The 15,645-nt window shown below is 64.6% G+C and carries 14 protein-coding genes; 7 read left to right on the top strand and 7 right to left on the bottom strand.

Annotation, left to right across the window (positions count from 1 at the left end):
• The first annotated feature begins 42 nt into the window (after positions 1 to 42).
• From PGP17_RS12520 to rnd, 3 genes are read left to right on the top strand one after another with little or no spacing between them, the layout of a single operon-like run.
• On the top strand, positions 43 to 756 hold the full coding sequence (locus PGP17_RS12520) for a lysophospholipid acyltransferase family protein (RefSeq protein WP_135943531.1): 714 nt from the start codon (positions 43 to 45) through the stop codon (positions 754 to 756).
• Complete coding sequence (locus PGP17_RS12515; protein WP_270375688.1) at positions 753 to 2,072, top strand: MFS transporter; 1,320 nt, start codon at positions 753 to 755, stop codon at positions 2,070 to 2,072. Before PGP17_RS12520 ends, PGP17_RS12515 begins: the two co-directional genes overlap by 4 nt.
• A 50-nt stretch (positions 2,073 to 2,122) precedes the next feature.
• On the top strand, positions 2,123 to 3,280 hold the full coding sequence (gene rnd, locus PGP17_RS12510; protein WP_270375687.1) for a ribonuclease D: 1,158 nt from the start codon (positions 2,123 to 2,125) through the stop codon (positions 3,278 to 3,280).
• Positions 3,281 to 3,287: 7 nt separating this feature from the next.
• On the opposite strand, the gene PGP17_RS12505 is transcribed toward rnd, so the two are convergent.
• From PGP17_RS12505 to PGP17_RS12490, 4 genes are read right to left on the bottom strand one after another with little or no spacing between them, the layout of a single operon-like run.
• A complete protein-coding gene (locus tag PGP17_RS12505; RefSeq protein WP_135943528.1) occupies positions 3,288 to 4,811 on the bottom strand; it encodes a Ppx/GppA family phosphatase in 1,524 nt (507 codons plus the stop codon).
• The gene (locus PGP17_RS12500) at positions 4,808 to 6,997 is read right to left on the bottom strand and encodes an RNA degradosome polyphosphate kinase (protein WP_135943527.1); all 2,190 of its coding nucleotides are present in this window, start codon (positions 6,995 to 6,997) and stop codon (positions 4,808 to 4,810) included. Before PGP17_RS12500 ends, PGP17_RS12505 begins: the two co-directional genes overlap by 4 nt.
• Positions 6,998 to 7,041: 44 nt before the next feature.
• On the bottom strand, positions 7,042 to 7,734 hold the full coding sequence (locus PGP17_RS12495) for a hypothetical protein (protein WP_135943526.1): 693 nt from the start codon (positions 7,732 to 7,734) through the stop codon (positions 7,042 to 7,044).
• On the bottom strand, positions 7,731 to 8,975 hold the full coding sequence (locus PGP17_RS12490; protein WP_135943525.1) for a DUF2066 domain-containing protein: 1,245 nt from the start codon (positions 8,973 to 8,975) through the stop codon (positions 7,731 to 7,733). The genes PGP17_RS12495 and PGP17_RS12490 overlap by 4 nt, the downstream gene beginning before the upstream one ends.
• 184 nt (positions 8,976 to 9,159) lie before the next feature.
• Between PGP17_RS12490 and purM the strand changes: the two genes are divergently transcribed.
• Genes purM through PGP17_RS12470 form a run of 4 tightly spaced genes read left to right on the top strand, consistent with a single transcriptional unit; the run spans position 9,160 to position 12,352 of the window.
• Positions 9,160 to 10,191, top strand: a complete 1,032-nt coding sequence (purM, locus tag PGP17_RS12485; protein ID WP_135943524.1) for a phosphoribosylformylglycinamidine cyclo-ligase — start codon at positions 9,160 to 9,162, stop codon at positions 10,189 to 10,191.
• 5 nt (positions 10,192 to 10,196) lie between these two features.
• Positions 10,197 to 10,856, top strand: a complete 660-nt coding sequence (purN, locus tag PGP17_RS12480) for a phosphoribosylglycinamide formyltransferase (protein ID WP_135943523.1) — start codon at positions 10,197 to 10,199, stop codon at positions 10,854 to 10,856.
• 26 nt (positions 10,857 to 10,882) lie between these two features.
• Positions 10,883 to 11,299: an alternative ribosome rescue aminoacyl-tRNA hydrolase ArfB gene (gene arfB / locus PGP17_RS12475; RefSeq protein ID WP_270375686.1), complete on the top strand. Its 417-nt coding sequence runs from the start codon at positions 10,883 to 10,885 to the stop codon at positions 11,297 to 11,299.
• Between the two features lie 33 nt (positions 11,300 to 11,332).
• Positions 11,333 to 12,352, top strand: a complete 1,020-nt coding sequence (locus tag PGP17_RS12470) for a ligase-associated DNA damage response exonuclease (RefSeq protein WP_270375685.1) — start codon at positions 11,333 to 11,335, stop codon at positions 12,350 to 12,352.
• Here PGP17_RS12470 and PGP17_RS12465 read toward each other — a convergent pair whose 3' ends face one another.
• The 3 genes from PGP17_RS12465 to PGP17_RS12455 all read right to left on the bottom strand — a co-directional run bounded on the left by PGP17_RS12465 (position 12,353) and on the right by PGP17_RS12455 (position 15,609).
• The gene (locus PGP17_RS12465) at positions 12,353 to 13,012 is read right to left on the bottom strand and encodes a hypothetical protein (RefSeq protein WP_270375683.1); all 660 of its coding nucleotides are present in this window, start codon (positions 13,010 to 13,012) and stop codon (positions 12,353 to 12,355) included. It abuts the gene before it with no gap.
• 20 nt (positions 13,013 to 13,032) lie between these two features.
• Positions 13,033 to 14,133 carry a hypothetical protein gene (locus PGP17_RS12460; RefSeq protein WP_270375682.1) on the bottom strand — a complete coding sequence of 367 codons (1,101 nt, stop codon included), beginning with the start codon at positions 14,131 to 14,133 and terminating at the stop codon, positions 13,033 to 13,035.
• 63 nt (positions 14,134 to 14,196) lie between these two features.
• Positions 14,197 to 15,609: a helix-turn-helix domain-containing protein gene (locus PGP17_RS12455; RefSeq protein ID WP_135943518.1), complete on the bottom strand. Its 1,413-nt coding sequence runs from the start codon at positions 15,607 to 15,609 to the stop codon at positions 14,197 to 14,199.
• Positions 15,610 to 15,645 lie beyond the last annotated feature (36 nt).

Raw genomic sequence — 15,645 nt, 5'->3', positions numbered from 1 at the left:
CCGCCCTGCTCTTTTCCTTGAAACAGAACTGGAGACGACGCCATGCGCGCCGCCGCCTTTTTCGTGGCCTACTGGATCACGACACTCTTCTTCGCCATCTTCTGCCTGCTGCTTGCCGCCCTGCCCGGCAAGCGCCCGCTGGGCTGGGGTCTGTGGCTTTACGGTTCAACCCAGGTCGCCGCGTTGCGGTATCTGGCGGGCGTTCGCATCGACGTACGCGGACAGGAGAATATTCCCGACGAGCCCTGCGTATTCGGGGCCAAGCACCAGAGCTGGGGGGATGGCTTCGTCATGCTGGCGACGATCCAGCATCTCGGCTTCGTGGCAGGCGACCATCTCTACAAATTCCCGCTCGTCGGGCCCATCCTGAAGAAGGCCGGGGCGATCGTTCTGTCCAACCAGGGCGGCGAGCGCGCGCAAGAGGTCCTCAATGGCGGCATTGCCCGCCTGCGCAATGAGGGCCGCCATGTCCTGATCTACCCGGAGGGCAATCTCTCCGCCCCCGGCGAGAAACACCGCTACCGCTCCGGCGTCTTCCATCTCTATGACCGTCTGGAGCGGCCCTGCGTTCCTGTCGCCACCAATCTCGGTCTCGCCTGGGACCGCCAGAGCTACGCGAAAACACCCGGTACGGTTACCGTCGAATTCCTGGAACCCATCGCGCCGGGACGCGACAAAGAGGACTTCATGAGCGAGCTGGAGCGCCGGATCGAAACGCGCACCGATGCCCTCGTTGCACAAGGACTGATCCGATGAGCCTGAAGATTGCGGCCTCCCTCCTGGCTCAGCGCCGCTTCCTGCCTTTGATGAGCGCGCAAGCGCTCGGGGCCTTCAACGACAACCTGTTTCGCTACGCGCTGGTCACGCTGGCCACGTATCAGGGACTATCGGTATTCGGGCTCGACCGGGGCCTGATGGTGCCCATTGCCGCGACCATGCTGACCTTGCCGATCTTCCTGTTTTCCGGCGTCGCCGGTCAGGTCGCCGACCGCTACGACCGCACGAAGATCATGCGCTTCGCCAAATTTGCGGAAATATTCCTGATGATCGGGGCGGCTGCGGGCTTCCTGCTCAACCAGCCGCTCATCCTGCTGGGCGTACTCTTTCTGATGGGGACCCAGTCGGCCTTCTTTGCCCCGGCGCGCAACTCTGCCCTGCCTACCCTGCTGACGGGACGCGAGCTGGTCTCCGGCAATGCGATGGTGTCAGGCAGTCTGAACATCGCCATCCTGATCGGAGCCGGGCTGGGCACGGTCCTGGCGGTCCAAGGGGTCACGCTGGGCGGTCAGGCCATGTCCGGACCTGCCGCAATCTCGGTCATTCTTGTCACCATCGCGGTCATCGGCTGGATCGTGATGCGCCAGGGTAGCCCGGCACCGGCCAGCAATCCGGACCTGAAGATCGAGTGGAATATCGCGGCGGTCACCTGGCGCATCCTGCGTTTCGCCGCGACCATGCCGGCCGTACTCCGCCCGTTGCTCGGCGCCGCCTGGTTCTGGATGCTGGCCGCCTCCATCATCACGCTGATGCCCCTGTTCGCCCTGGAGGTTCTGAGCGCGGACGAAAGCGTGGTCCTCCTCTTCACGGTGATCTTCACGCTGGGCGCTGCCCTCGGCGCCGTGGCCTGCGGGCTGCTCAGCCGCGGCGAGGACGCGCTCGCCTTCACGATTGCCGGCGCAATCGGCCTTGTGATCTTTCCGGTGGATATCGCGCTGCAGACGGCCGGGCGCACACCGGGCGAGCTGGTCGATGCGGTCACGTTCGCACGCGACTCGGCCAATTGGCGCATTCTGATCGATCTCGGCCTGTCGGCGATTTCGGCCGGTCTGTTCGTGGTTCCCTTGCAGGCCATGGCACAACACCGCGCCCCGGCCGAGTATCGTGGGCGCCTGCTGGCCGCCGGCGGCATCCTGAACGCCGCAGCCGCGACGCTGGGCCAGTTCTCGCTTGCCGGAATCGGGATTTTCTCGCTTCCGCTGCAATCGGCCTTCCTGGCGATCGCCCTGGTCTCGGCGGGAGCGGCGGCCTTCGCGATCTGGCGCCTGATGCGGCGAAACCAAAAGCAGCTCTAGGCCACCCCCCGTCTCGCCAAAGCGCGCGGGCGGCGCTAAACGGGCCAGTCATGAAACTCATCACGACGACTTCCGACCTTGCCGCCGCCTGCGACGCCCTTGCCCAGAACGATTTCGTCGCGCTCGACACCGAGTTCATGCGCGAAACCACGTTCTGGCCCCAGCTCTGCCTGATCCAGGCAGCAGGCGGCGAGACCGAGGTGCTGATCGATCCGCTCTCGGAGGAGATCGACCTGGAGCCGCTTTTCGAGCTGCTCCGCGACACCTCCGTGGTTAAGGTCTTTCACGCCTGCCGCCAGGACCTGGAAATCTTCTTCCACAAGGGCGGGGAGCTGATCCCCACCCCCCTGTTCGATACGCAGATTGCGGCGATGGCGGTGGGGCTCGGCGACTCGATCTCCTACGACAATCTGGTCGGCGAATTGCTCGGCCGTGCCATCGACAAGGGCTCGCGCTTCACCGACTGGTCGCGCCGCCCGCTGAGCGAGAAGCAGCTCACCTATGCGCTCGCCGACGTCACCCATCTGCGCGACCTCTACCCCAAGCTCCAGGCGCGTCTAAAGACGAGCAACCGGGAACACTGGGTCGGCGAGGAAATGAAGACGCTCACCAACCCGGACACCTACCGGATGGATCCTGAACAGGCCTGGAAGCGCCTGAAACTGCGCAAGACGACCAAGAAATGGCTGGCGGCATTGCGCGCGGCGGCGGCCTGGCGCGAGCGCGAGGCGCAGACGCGGGATATTCCGCGCAACCGCATCATCAAGGATGACGGGCTGTACGAGCTCGCCCATGCCGCGCCGACCGAGCTCGACCAGCTGACCGGCCTGCGTGCCGTGCCCAAGGGCTTTGAACGCTCCAAGCCCGCGGAACGGCTGATCGAGGCATTGAACGCTGCGCTGGACAATGCGGACAGCTACGCGCCAAAAGTCTCGAAATCCGGTCCTCCGCCGTCCAATCTCGGCCCGGTCGTCGAGTTGCTGAAGGTCTTCCTGCGAGTCGTTGCCGAGGACGAAGGCGTCGCCCCTCGCCTCATCGCCACCGTGCCCGACCTCGAAGCGATCGCCGCCGATGACGAGGCAGATGTCGGTGCGCTGAAAGGCTGGCGCCGCACCGTGTTTGGACAGCGCGCACTCGAGCTGAAACGCGGCGAGATCGCGCTGGTGCTGGAGAACGGCAAGGTCGAGGCGATCGAGCTGGAAGACTAGACCGGGTTCACAGCACCGCGGCCTTGAGATCCATCACGCCGGCCAGCTGATCGAGGCGGTGAAGTGCGCGCTCTACCGCGGTGTCTTCCATTCCCTTGGCCACCCGAAGCACCAGCTCGTTTGGTGTGCGTTCAAGGCGAAAGTGATCCAGTAGTTCTACCGTGCGTCCCGAGAGCGCGGCTCCGAGGCGCAGGGCCAGGCCAAGGCGCAGCGCCGCACCCTCGGCCTCATCGTCCAGCAGCCGGCGGCACGCGCTCTCTTCGCCCGGAGGCTTCTTGCCCTGGTAGCGATGATGGATCGCCAGCGCCAGAAAGGCGCGCTCGCGGTGACTGATCCCGCTCAGCGGTCCGAACAGGACCTGGTTGCTGGCCAGGTCAGCGCGGTGATCGGGGTGCATGCGCACACCGTAATCTGTGAGCCGTGCGGCAGCAGCGCGGACTACCCGGTCGCGGTCCCGGCTGAAGATTTCCGGCTCGGTCTCGAACACAGGTTCGATCCACTCGGCCAGGCGCACACCGAATGCAGGCTCCGGAGACACGGCGGACACCATCGCCTCCGCAGCGGCGAAAAGCGGGTCGCCCTCGAGGTAAAGACGAGGCTCGGCCGCGTAGATCACACCCTCGCGCAAGCCATTGGCCGAAAACACGACGCGCTCGAACTTGCCCAGCTTCATCACCCGGCGCAGCAGCTGGGCGGCGTAGGGCAGCATGGCCGCGCGCTTGGAGGAGACCCCCGGTGTGGAGGACAGCGAGCTTTCGGACTGAGCCGCGGCGAAGTCGGCGTACTTGAAGACGTCGTCGCGCGACAATTCAAACTGGTGCAGCACATGGAGCGGGTGGTCCTCGCCGGCCATCGCCAGATGCGCGAACGCCCGCCATGCGCCGCCGACCGCGTAGAAAACCGGGCCCGAGCCCTGAAAGACCGGTTCGGCATTGCGCAGGGCGTCGTCTATCGCCTTGCGCAACGCTTCCTGGTCACTGTTGTCCTTCAGCATGGCCAGCGGGCCGACCTGAAGCGAGATAGCCGGGCCAAGCTCGCGGCCCGAAATGCGCGTCAATTCCAGGCTTGACCCGCCAAGGTCGCCCGTGACGCCGTCGCAATCGCCCATCCCGGCGACAACTCCGGCTGCTGACAGACGTCCCTCTTCCTCCCCGGACAGAACGCGGATCTCGAGGCCGCACTCCTCGCGGACCCGCTCCACGAATGCCGGCCCGTCCGTGGTCGCGCGCACGGCCGCGGTCGCCACGGCGTGACGTTCGGTCACCTGCTTGGCATCGAGCAGCGTTCTGAAGCGCTTCAACGTACGGATGGCGGCAGCCACGCCCTCCGGGTTCAGCAGGCCCGTCTCGCCCGCTCCGCGGCCCAGACCCGCCATCGTCTTCTCGTTGAACATGGGAAAGAGCGCCCGGCCCTCCAGCCGGAACAGCACCATCCGGATCGAGTTGGACCCGATGTCGATCACCGCGATATTGCGCGCGGCAGACCCGGCGTGATCGGCGGCCGGCAGATCGGCTTGGGCCAGTGTGCTCATCGCCGGTCGCCGATATAGGGAAACGCCGGCGGCTGATCGTGTTTGAGCGCCTCGCCGCGCCCGGACAGGCTGGGATTGGTCATGAAATAGCTATGGGCGCTGAAGGGCTTCTTCATGCCGGTCGTATCGACCCGCGTGTAAGTGCCGTCCGGATTCATGTACCAGCTCTGCGCCTCGTCATTCAGGTTCGCGACCATGATCTGATCGAGAACCTGGCGGTGCACCGTGGGGTTCTCCACCGGACAGAGCTGCTCGACGCGCCGGTCGAGATTTCGCGGCATCCAGTCGGCCGACGTGATGAAGACCTGGGCCTGATTGGACGGCATCGGCGCGCCATTGGCAAAGCAGCAGATGCGCGAATGCTCCAGGAAGCGGCCGACGATGGATTTGACCCGGATATTCTCCGACAAGCCGGGAATGCCCGGACGCAGGCAGCAAATCCCCCGGATGATGAGCTCGATGCGAACGCCGGCCTGGCTGGCCTCATAGAGCTTGTCGATGATTTCCGGGTGGACCAGCGAGTTCATCTTCGCCCAGACCGCCGCCGGCTTGCCGGCCTTGGCATTGGCTATTTCGGCATCGAATTTCGCAAGGATCAGTTCCTTCATTCCGGTGGGCGAGATGGCGAGCTTCTCAAGCTGGGTCGGGCGGGCATAGCCGGTGACGTAGTTGAAGATGCGGCCTGCATCGCGGCCATAGGCCGGGTCGGCCGTAAACAGCGAGAGGTCTGTGTAGACCCTTGCCGTGATCGGGTGGTAATTGCCCGTGCCAAAATGCGCGTAGGTACGCAGCTCCCCGCCCTCTCGCCGAACGACGAGCGAGACCTTGGCGTGGGTCTTGTACTCGATGAATCCGTAGACGACCTGAACCCCGGCGCGCTCCAGATCGCGAGCCCATTTCAGGTTCGCCTCCTCGTCAAAACGCGCCTTGAGCTCGACCAGCGCGGTGACGTTCTTGCCCGCTTCGGCGGCCTCGATCAGGGCCGCGATGATGGGTGAGTTCTTCGACGTGCGATAGAGAGACTGCTTGATCGCGATGACATCGGGATCGGAGGCAGCCTGTTCGAGGAAGGTCACCACCGCGTCGAAGCTCTCATAGGGATGGTGGATAATCAGATCCTTGGCCCGGATCGCCGCAAACGTATCGCCGCCGTAATCCTTGATCCGTTCTGGAAAGCGCGGCTCGTAAGGCGGGAATTTCAGATCCGGCCGATCATCGCCGATCAACTGGGAAAGCTGGGAAAGCCCAAGAATTCCATCTATTAAGACGATGTCTTGTGATTGGGCATGAAGCTGCTGAGTGATGAAACGTCGCAAATCCTCAGGCATGGACGCTTCGATCGTGATGCGCACCAGGACACCGCGGCGGCGTTGCTTGAGCATCTGCTCGAACTCGCGAACCAGATCCTCGGCTTCTTCTTCAATTTCGATATCGCTGTCGCGGATCAGACGAAAAGCGCCTTTTCCCATAAGCTCGTAGCCGGGAAACAACGCGTCAACGAAGAGGATGAGAACCGTTTCCAGCGCGACATAGCGCTTTATGACGCGTCCCTTGCGATCCTTGCCCTTATCGGGAAGTTCGACGAAGCGCTTCACCCCGGCAGGCAAGGGGATGAGTGCGTTCATCACCTTGCCGTCGCGCTCCCGCTTCAGCTTGAGAACGATCGCGAACCCCAGATTGGGGATGAACGGGAAAGGGTGCGCCGGATCGATGGCGAGCGGCGTGATCACCGGCAGGGTGTGGGCCAGAAAATCGTCCCGGAGCCAGGCCGTGTCCGCTGCGGTCAGCGCCTTGGTGTCCAGCATCTGCACGCTCTCTTTTTTCAAGAGGGCGGAGATGTCACGCCAGACATCCTGTTGACGCGCCATCAGCTTGCCTGCCGCCTCGTTGATCTGGGTCAGCTGCTCGGCCGGCGTCAGCCCGTCCTGCCCGGGACGGTCAAGACCGTTGCGGACCTGGGCACGCAGGCCAGCCACGCGAACCATGTAGAACTCATCGAGGTTGCTGGCGGAAATCGAAAGAAAGCGCAGACGCTCCAACGGCGGGTGGCACGGATTTTCCGCCTCTTCCATCACACGCCAGTTGAATTCCAGCCAGGACAACTCCCGATTGATGAAGCGGCGCGGATCGGACTTGAAGGCTTCAAGATCGAGATCGGCAAAGCTGGCTGGCACACTGTCGTTCATGAAACGCTCTCTCCGCTCTCGTCCTGACGGACTCGAAACCAATGCTACTCGCCTGATAGGGCCGTCAGCACGTCGCGCGCAAGGGCGCGGGTGACCGGTCCCTTGCGTGCCAGGGCTGCATTGTCGAGCACCGCGACAAGGCGGCGCGCAAAATCGACCGAACGTTCCATCCGCATCAGGAGGTATTCCAGAACGCCAGCGCCCAGCGGGGTCCGCCTGTCGCGAAACAGCTTCTCCAGAACTTGACGCAGCAGCGCGTCATCGGGCTCGTGCAAGACCGCGCGTTCGGCTGCGGCCAGACGTGAGACGAGATCGGGAAGCGTGACCGGCCAGTCACCGGGAAAGCTGCGCGCGGTCAACAAGACGCTGACCCCGGAATCCCCGGCCGCCCGGTTGAGAAGGTGAAACAACCCGGGTTCGTCCACGCCTGGATCGCAGTCTTCCACCAGAACACTCGTACCTCGTGTTACCCGCGACAGGCTGCGCTCCACGCGATCGCGTTCGAGCACGATGGCGTGCGCGCGTTCCGACCAGATCTTGGAGAGATGCGTCTTCCCGCTGCCAGCCGGCCCGACCAGCAGGAGATGACCCTGGCGCCAGCGCGGCCAGCGATTGACGAGCGCGAGCGCGTTCGCGTTGGCTTCGCTCACGGCGAAGCTGGACGCGCGATAATCGGGATCGAGCGTGAGATCGAGGGCGAGCTGACCGCCCCCGCTGGAGGCGGAGAAGGCTGTCATCGAGAGCGGCGAACCGTCCAGCCCATATCCTCGGTTTCGTCAAGGCGCGCGCCGCGAGACCGCAATTCGGACGCCACCTGATCAAGCCCGCCGCGATAGGCCAGTGTCATCACCGCCCCGCGCGTGGAGAGTGCGTCAAGACGTGCATTGGAAACCAGAGACGCGCCGGCTACCGCGGTCTGAAGGGCCTGCCAGTCAAGAATATTGTCGTAGAGCAAGGTGACCTGAACGCTGGATTCGTCGCCGCCCCGCACGACGGTCTGGCGCTTCCAGGCCGTTTCGAAACGATCAACCAATGCACCGGCCAGCGCGGTGTAATCCCCCGCCACCGACAAATCCTCGACCTGCGTGGTCGCTGTCTCGTCGCCGCTGAAATCGAACAGGATTCCGCCGGTGCGCACGCTGCCCGCGCCCTCGCTTGCGGTCAGTACGGCTACGCGATCGACCCCGTACAGCGACGCGAGTTCGCGCAACACGGGTTCGTTTGCCGACCGCGCATGGGCGACGGACAGGACCCGGCGCCCCAGGGGAGCGGGCTCTGCATCTTCAGTGGCCTCGCCCGCGTCGGCGTCAGCCTCCGTATCGGCTTCCAGGTCGGTCTCAAGATAATTGCCGACAAGGCCAGGCCCGCTCGGGTCCTCGAACCGTGATCCCAGGCCGATAAACGGGGTGAGAGCGTGTTCGTGCGTTTCGCGGCGCCAGGCATCGTACCAGGGACCTTCCCACACCGCCCCGATACCGGTGTCCAGTACCGGCACGACAAGAATGGGGCGCGCCTGGGCCTGCACGAAGGGCACATTGTAGCTTTCGAAGAATGTGCGGACCGCGCGCCGATCGAACCCGACAGACATTTCAGCGATATAGCGTGTGGTCGAGCGGCGCTCATTGGCGATGTCGTATCCCGCAACCAGACGGGCGGCCATTTCCGAAGTCAATTCGGGAAGACCGGCCGAAGCCGGTTGCTGAAGCCCTGTCTGCGGGTCTGCAAGCTGTACCTGACCTGCGCCAACCGAACCGGCGCGGTCTTCGGGCAGGGTCATGCGTTCGACGAGCCGGCGCGCGGCGCGAATCTGCCCTGCCTGCAAGGCACGGCGCTGAGCCTCTGTGGCATTGTCGGCGCGTTCGTCGATGATCACGTTGGTGACGGTAAACGGGTCGGCGGCAAGGGCCGCTTCTCCAGCCCAAAGCGTCGAGGCCACCAGCGCCACCGCGCCCAAGCCCTGCTGAAACCGGGTCAACATTCGCCTCTCCAATCCACGAACTGCGTCGTCGGGGCCGACTATACAAGTCCTTGGCCTACGGTGAAGCCCGCAAACGATCCTGTCTGACAGCTCATCTTCTGCAGAACATATCGACGCACCCGGCCCAGACGGTCTAAACAGCACGCTTTGCCCTCGAGCGTCCCTCAATGCAGGAGTCGCGACCATGTCGCAATCATCCTCCAAATCCGGTCTCACCTATGCCCAATCCGGCGTCGACATCGATGCCGGAGATGCGCTGGTCGAGGCGATCAAGCCGCTCGCGCGCGCCACCCGCCGTCCGGGTGCGGATGGCGATCTGGGCGGGTTCGGCGGCGCGTTCGATCTGAAAGCGGCCGGCTTCAAGGATCCGATCCTGATCTCCGGCACAGATGGCGTCGGCACCAAGCTCAAACTCGCCATCGCCGCCAACAAGCTGGACACGGTGGGCATCGACCTGGTGGCCATGTGCGTCAACGACGTGCTGGCCCAAGGCGCGGAACCGCTTTTCTTCCTCGACTATTTCGCCACCGGCAAGCTGGACCCCGAGCGGGGCCGCCAGATCGTTTCCGGCGTGGCGCAGGGCTGCCTTCAGGCGGGATGCGCGCTGATCGGCGGGGAAACCGCAGAAATGCCCGGCATGTATGCCGGCGACGATTTCGACCTGGCCGGATTCGTGGTGGGCGCTGCCGAGCGCGGATCGCTGCTGCCGCGCCACGAGGATATGAAGCCGGGGGATGCGCTCATCGGGCTCGCCTCGTCCGGGCCGCACTCGAACGGGTATTCGCTGATCCGAAAGGTGGCAGAGCGCGCGGGCCTGAACTGGCAGGACGATGCACCCTTCGCGAAGGGACGCAGGCTGGGAGAGGCGTTGCTGGAGCCGACCCGGATCTACGTCAAATCGCTGATGCCCGCGATCCGGGCCGGTGACATCAAGGGCCTGGCCCACATTACCGGCGGCGGAATTACCGAGAACACGCCGCGCATGTTGCCTGAACCCCTGGGTTTCCATGTCGACTACGCAACTTTCGAGCGTCCCGATGTGTTCAAATGGCTACAAGAGGCGGGCGATATCGAAGAAGCCGAGATGCGCCGCACGTTCAATTGCGGCATCGGCATGATTGCGGCCGTCGAGGCCGACAAGGCCGAAGCCCTGGTCGCCGCCCTGAATGGCTCGGGCGAAACCGCCGCCATTATCGGCAGTCTGAAGGCGAGCTAGCACCCATGGTCCAGAAAACGAGAGTCGGCGTCCTGATCTCGGGGCGCGGGTCCAACCTGCAGGCATTGATCGATGCCTGTCAGAAAGACGACTTTCCGGCCGAAATTGGCCTGGTAGTCTCCAACAAGGCTGGCGCGCAGGGCCTGGACCGTGCGCGCGAAGCCGGCATCGCGACCGCGTGTATCGATCACACGCTGTTTGAAGAGCGCGAATTGTTCGAAGAGGAAATGGACCGGCAGCTGCGTGAGGCGAAGATCAAGTTTCTTTGCCTGGCAGGCTTCATGCGCATCCTGACCCCCTATTTCATCGACCGCTGGCGCGACAAGCTGATCAATATCCACCCCTCCCTGCTGCCCGCATTCAAAGGGGTTTCCACGCATGAGCGCGCCATCGAGAGCGGGGTTCGAATTCACGGCTGCACCGTACACTTCGTGCGCCCGGAAATGGATGACGGTCCGATCATCGGACAGGCTGCCGTACCGGTCCTGCCGGGCGACGATGCAGACAGCCTGTCGCGCCGGGTATTGGAGGCTGAACACCGGCTTTACCCCACCTGTCTGAAACTACTCGTGGAAGGAAAGGCGCGCGTGACGGCCGAACGGGTTCGCATGCAGGCAAACGTCGCCGCCGACCCCGACCGCCGCATCTTCAACCCCAGCGTCTAGCCCCGGACGCGCCGGGGAGGCACGCCATGCGCATCACCGAGACGCTGGCCATCGACGAGAGCGAGATCGAGGAGCGCTTCGTGCGCGCCTCCGGCCCTGGCGGTCAGCACGTCAACACGACGTCGAGCGCGGTCCAGCTGCGCTTCGACGTCAAGGGTTCACCCAGCCTGCCCGATGCGGTCAAACACCGAATGATGCGCCTGGCCGGGAGCCGTATGACGAAGACCGGCGAGCTGATCATCCAGGCCGATGGCGAGCGCAGCCAGGCGCGCAATCGCGAGGCCGCGCGCGAACGGCTCAAAGCCTTGTTGATCGCTGCGACCAAGACACCGAAACCTCGAAAGAAATCGCGGCCCTCCCTGTCCTCGGTGCGCCGCCAGAAGCAGGCCAAGAAGCAGCGTAGCGACAAGAAAGCGCTGCGCCGTACACCGCGTGCGGAGTGAAATCGGCCTGCTGCGCGCCTATCTGATCCCATCATGATCAAGCCGGAAACCCTGCTTCGAGAAACCGCGAAGGGCCTGTGGTGCGAGCCCGGCGGTTTTTTCATCGACCCCATGCGCCCCAGCGATACGGCGGTGGTGACGCACGGCCATGCCGATCACGCCCGCGCCGGTCATGATCGCGTACTGGCAACTGCCGAGACGCTGGCCATCATGGCCGCGCGCTATGGTGAGGAATTCTGCCGTTCGCGCACGCCTGCCGCCTATGGCGAGGTGACGCGGATCGGCGAGGTCGACGTCAGCCTGCATCCTGCCGGGCATGTGCTGGGCTCCGCCCAGGTCCTGCTGGAATGGAAGGGGCTGCGCATCTGCGTGTCGGGAGACTACAAGCGCCGCCGGGACCCGACCTGCGCGGCCTTTGAGGTCGTGCCTGCCCATGTCTTCGTCAGCGAAGCCACTTTCGGCCTTCCGGTCTTTCGTCACCCCGACGACCGCGATGAAATCGCCAAGCTGCTGGGCAGCCTGAAGACCTCGCCCGATCGCGCACACCTGGTCGGTGCCTACGCGCTGGGCAAGGCGCAGCGCGTGATCTGCCTGCTGCGCGAAGCCGGGTATCAGGCTCCGATCTATATTCATGGCGCGCTCAAAGCGCTGTGCGATCTCTACCGCGACCACGGGGTCGAGCTGGGCGAGCTGCGCGATGCCACGGTCAAGGACGGTGCGGGAGACAAGACCGATTTTGCCGGTCAGGTCGTCATCGGACCGCCCTCCTCCTTCCAGACAAGCTGGGCACGGCGGTTTCCCGATCCTGTCATCGCCTTTGCATCCGGCTGGATGGGCGTGCGGGCGCGGGCGCGCCAGCGCGGCGTGGAATTGCCGTTGATCCTGTCAGATCACGCCGACTGGGACGAGCTGACCCAGACGGTCAAAGACGTGAACCCCGAGCAATTATGGATCACACACGGGCGGGATGACGCGCTTGCCCGCTGGGCCGAGCTGGAAGGCGTCTCCGCCCGGCCCCTGAGCCTGGTTGGCTATGAGGATGAAGACGACTAGCTAGGACGTCAGAGCCTTCGCCTGACCCACCCAGTCATCGCGCCGGATTCGCCCGCGGCCGGCGATCATCGCATCGTATCGGTCGATGTCCTCATCGCTCCACGCCGCGATGTGGGACAGGCGCGTGACCCCGGCTTCATTCAGCTTCTCAGCCGCTCGCGGACCCAGCCCCTTGATCTGAGTAATATCGCCGTCCCCGCCTGAATCGGCAGATACCGGCTTCGTCCCCGTCGAGCCGGTCTTTGCTGCGGGTTTGGCACGCGGCTTGGCAGCGGGCTTGGCCGCAGGCTTCGGTTTCGCCGTCGTCCCGGTCTTGGCCCCCTTGTCGGGGGCGACCGGCGCAGTCGGACCCACGGCCACCGGATCGGCGGCCTTGTCGGCAGCGCCGGTTTCGGCCTTGGCGTGGTCAGGAGTGGCCACCTTGCCCGCTGAAGCCGTCTTGGCCGGCTTGGCTTTGGTCTCGAGCTTCGTTTCCTGACGCGCCTCGGGCTTTGGGGCCGGAGCGGGCGACGGGGCGGCCGCAGGCTTGTTCTTGTCCGGCGCGGCTTGAGCGCCGGGCTCCGCCTCGTCAGATCGGCCGCGCGCCATCCAGCCGACAATGCCGCCGCCTAAAAGCGCCAGCGCCAGAAGAATCCACATTTGCCAAGTCAGCCACAGCATGGTTGCCCCTTCCCTGTTTTCTATTGCGGGTCATCTTCACCAACTTCAGGCGCACTCACAGGTTCCGCGCCCGTGTCCTGCTGCGCCTCGACAGGTGCCTGAATCTCGAAGCGGAGCGCAGTTATTCCATCTGCCGGCAGGGTCGAGGCCAGAAACCGGTCCTCTTCCAGGCCGGCCGCGCTCATCGCTTCGATCACCGAGCGGGCCCGGTCGAGCGCGAGCGCTTCGCCGCCTTCGCCTTCATTGACCTGGACGGCAACGCCCAGCGGCGGCGTATCGCACCGGGCAAAAGCCTCTCCGGCCCTGCGCAACGTATTGCGCGAAGCCTCGTTCAATTGTGCACTTCCCGGGGTGAAGGCTACGGGTCGCGGGCCCAGTGCGGCATTCACCGCGGCTTCGCAAAGCCGGAAATCGGTGATCTCCGCCTCGTAAGTCCCGCCGGGGGCTCGCACGAGAGCGGTCGCCACGTAGCCTGCAGGCGAATTGCTCATCGCCGAGCGCACCGAAGCCACCGTTTGCGCGTTGGTCGACAGTCCCGTCACGACCAGGCGATCGCCGGCCATGACCGCGGAACCGGTATCCAGGCGCGCCAGTTCGCCCAGCATCAGGCGTGCGGCCGCTTCCCAGTTTGCCGGGGCACCGCCGGGCGCGAGCTGAACATCGACGCTGGCACGACCGGGAAATAACAAGACAGCCAGATCATTGAGACGCGCCTGGCCCACGGCATCCGGAGCAAAGCCGCTGAGGGTGAGCCGGCTGCCAATCAGATCCGCCCGCAGGCGAAATCGTGTGTCTTGAAGGTCGACGCGCGTTTCGTCGATCACGCGTGTGATGCCGCCTGCAACGATGCCGCCTGCCCACGCCGCCCGACTGACTGCGTCCAGCGCGCGTGACTGCGCGTCCTGGTCAGGCGCAAGGCCTGTCACGATGGCGACCTGCCCGTCCATCCGGACCTCTGCCCAGCCTTCAGCGCGCACCGAATAAAGGGCTTCATCTGCCGCGTCCTGAAGACGCGCCTCCAGGTTGCGGGCCGAAAGCGGACTCGCGAATATCGCCAGGGCGCCGAACACCAGGAAGATGACGAGACCTGCAAGCAGGATTTTGCGGCGCGGTGTCAGCATGAGCATCCCGTTGGATTGGCAGCGTCGAACACAATAGATCGAAGTGCGCGCCTTTCGGGAAGCCTATTCCTCACCGAAAGTAAACGGCGCACGACCACGCACGTGCGGATCAAGGCGCAGCTTGCGCTGCAAGGGCGGGAAAGCCCGTTCGGCACAGCCGCGACGTTCGCACAGGCGGCAGGACAAGCCCACCTCGAGCGGGGCTTCGAAGTCCGGCACCCGGTAGACCAGACGCTCGGCCTCCTTGGCTTCGCACCCCAGCGCGAGCGTCTGCATCTGAACCGAGCCGCCCGGCAAGGGCCGGGTTACCGCCTTGGCGACCGACACAAAGCGCATCCGGTCCGGCAACTCGATCAGGTTGACGTGAATGCGCTCCGGCATGCGGAAGGCATCATGAAGACGCCAGCGCGCACAGCCCCCGCTGGAACGCGCAAAAGGGATAACCCCGCCGCCAAAGCGTTTGGTGACATTGCCGGCCTGATCCACCCGGATCATGAAGAAAGGAATGCCCCGGCTGCCGGGCCGGTTCAAGGTTGTGAGCCGGTGGCAGACCTGCTCGAAGCTGGCCTGGAAGCGGCGCGCAATGGCATCGATGTCGTAGCACGTCTTCTCCGCCAGCCGGTAGAAGGCGTCATAGGGCATCATGATCGCGGCCGCGAGATAGTTGGACAATGCAGCGCGATAGAGCTGGTCTGCCCCGTCACCGGAAAAATTTGCGCGAGCCGCCTCTTCATCCAGAACATCCCCGGCTTCCAGCAGGCCCAGAGTGGCGGCGATATGGAAGACGCGTCCTTCTGCACTCAGGTGCTCGGACAGGAGGAGCTTGCGAGCATGAAAGTCGAAGCGCCGGAGCGCCCCGTCCATCACTTCGTCGTCATACAGGCGCACGGCCGCTCCGTGCTCCGTCCGCAAGCGCTGGCTTAACGCCAGCTCGAGCGGCATATCCGGATCCAGACCGGCGCGCAGGGTCTCGGCCACAGCCTCCAGATCGGGGAAATGGTTCTGGCGGCCGTCGAGCGCGTCGCGAACCTCCTCCAGCGGCGAGACCACCGCCCCGTCGCCTGCACCGCCCGCCATCTGGGCAGCGAGATCGGACGCGCTCGTGCTTGCCTCGCGCCAGGCTTGGTACAGCCGGGACAAGGCATCGGCCGCACGCGGATTGGCATCAACCAGATCGCGCAGATCGCGCTGGTCGAGGTCCACCCCCTTGAGTACCGGATCGCGGGCCAGCGCATCGAGATCGGCCAGGATCTGCCGGTCGCCCTCGCTGGCGAATGCGCGCACGTCAATATCGAAGGCCTGCGCCAGGGATAATAGAACGCGCGCCGTAACCGGTCGCTGGTTACGCTCGAGAAGATTGAGATAGCTGGCCGACACGCCGAGCGCCTCGGCGAACTGGGCCTGTGTCTGGCCAATATCCTTGCGCAGGCGGCGCAGGCGGGCCCCCGCAAAAAGCTTTTCCTGACGCTCAGTCATACAAAACGTTACATCTTTACAAGATTACACAATACA

The organism is Marinicauda sp. Alg238-R41, assembly GCF_947331485.1.
Classification (GTDB): domain Bacteria; phylum Pseudomonadota; class Alphaproteobacteria; order Caulobacterales; family Maricaulaceae; genus Marinicauda; species Marinicauda pacifica.
The sequence above is the reverse complement of the archived record's forward strand: the minus strand, read 5'-3'. Positions and strand labels throughout refer to the sequence as shown.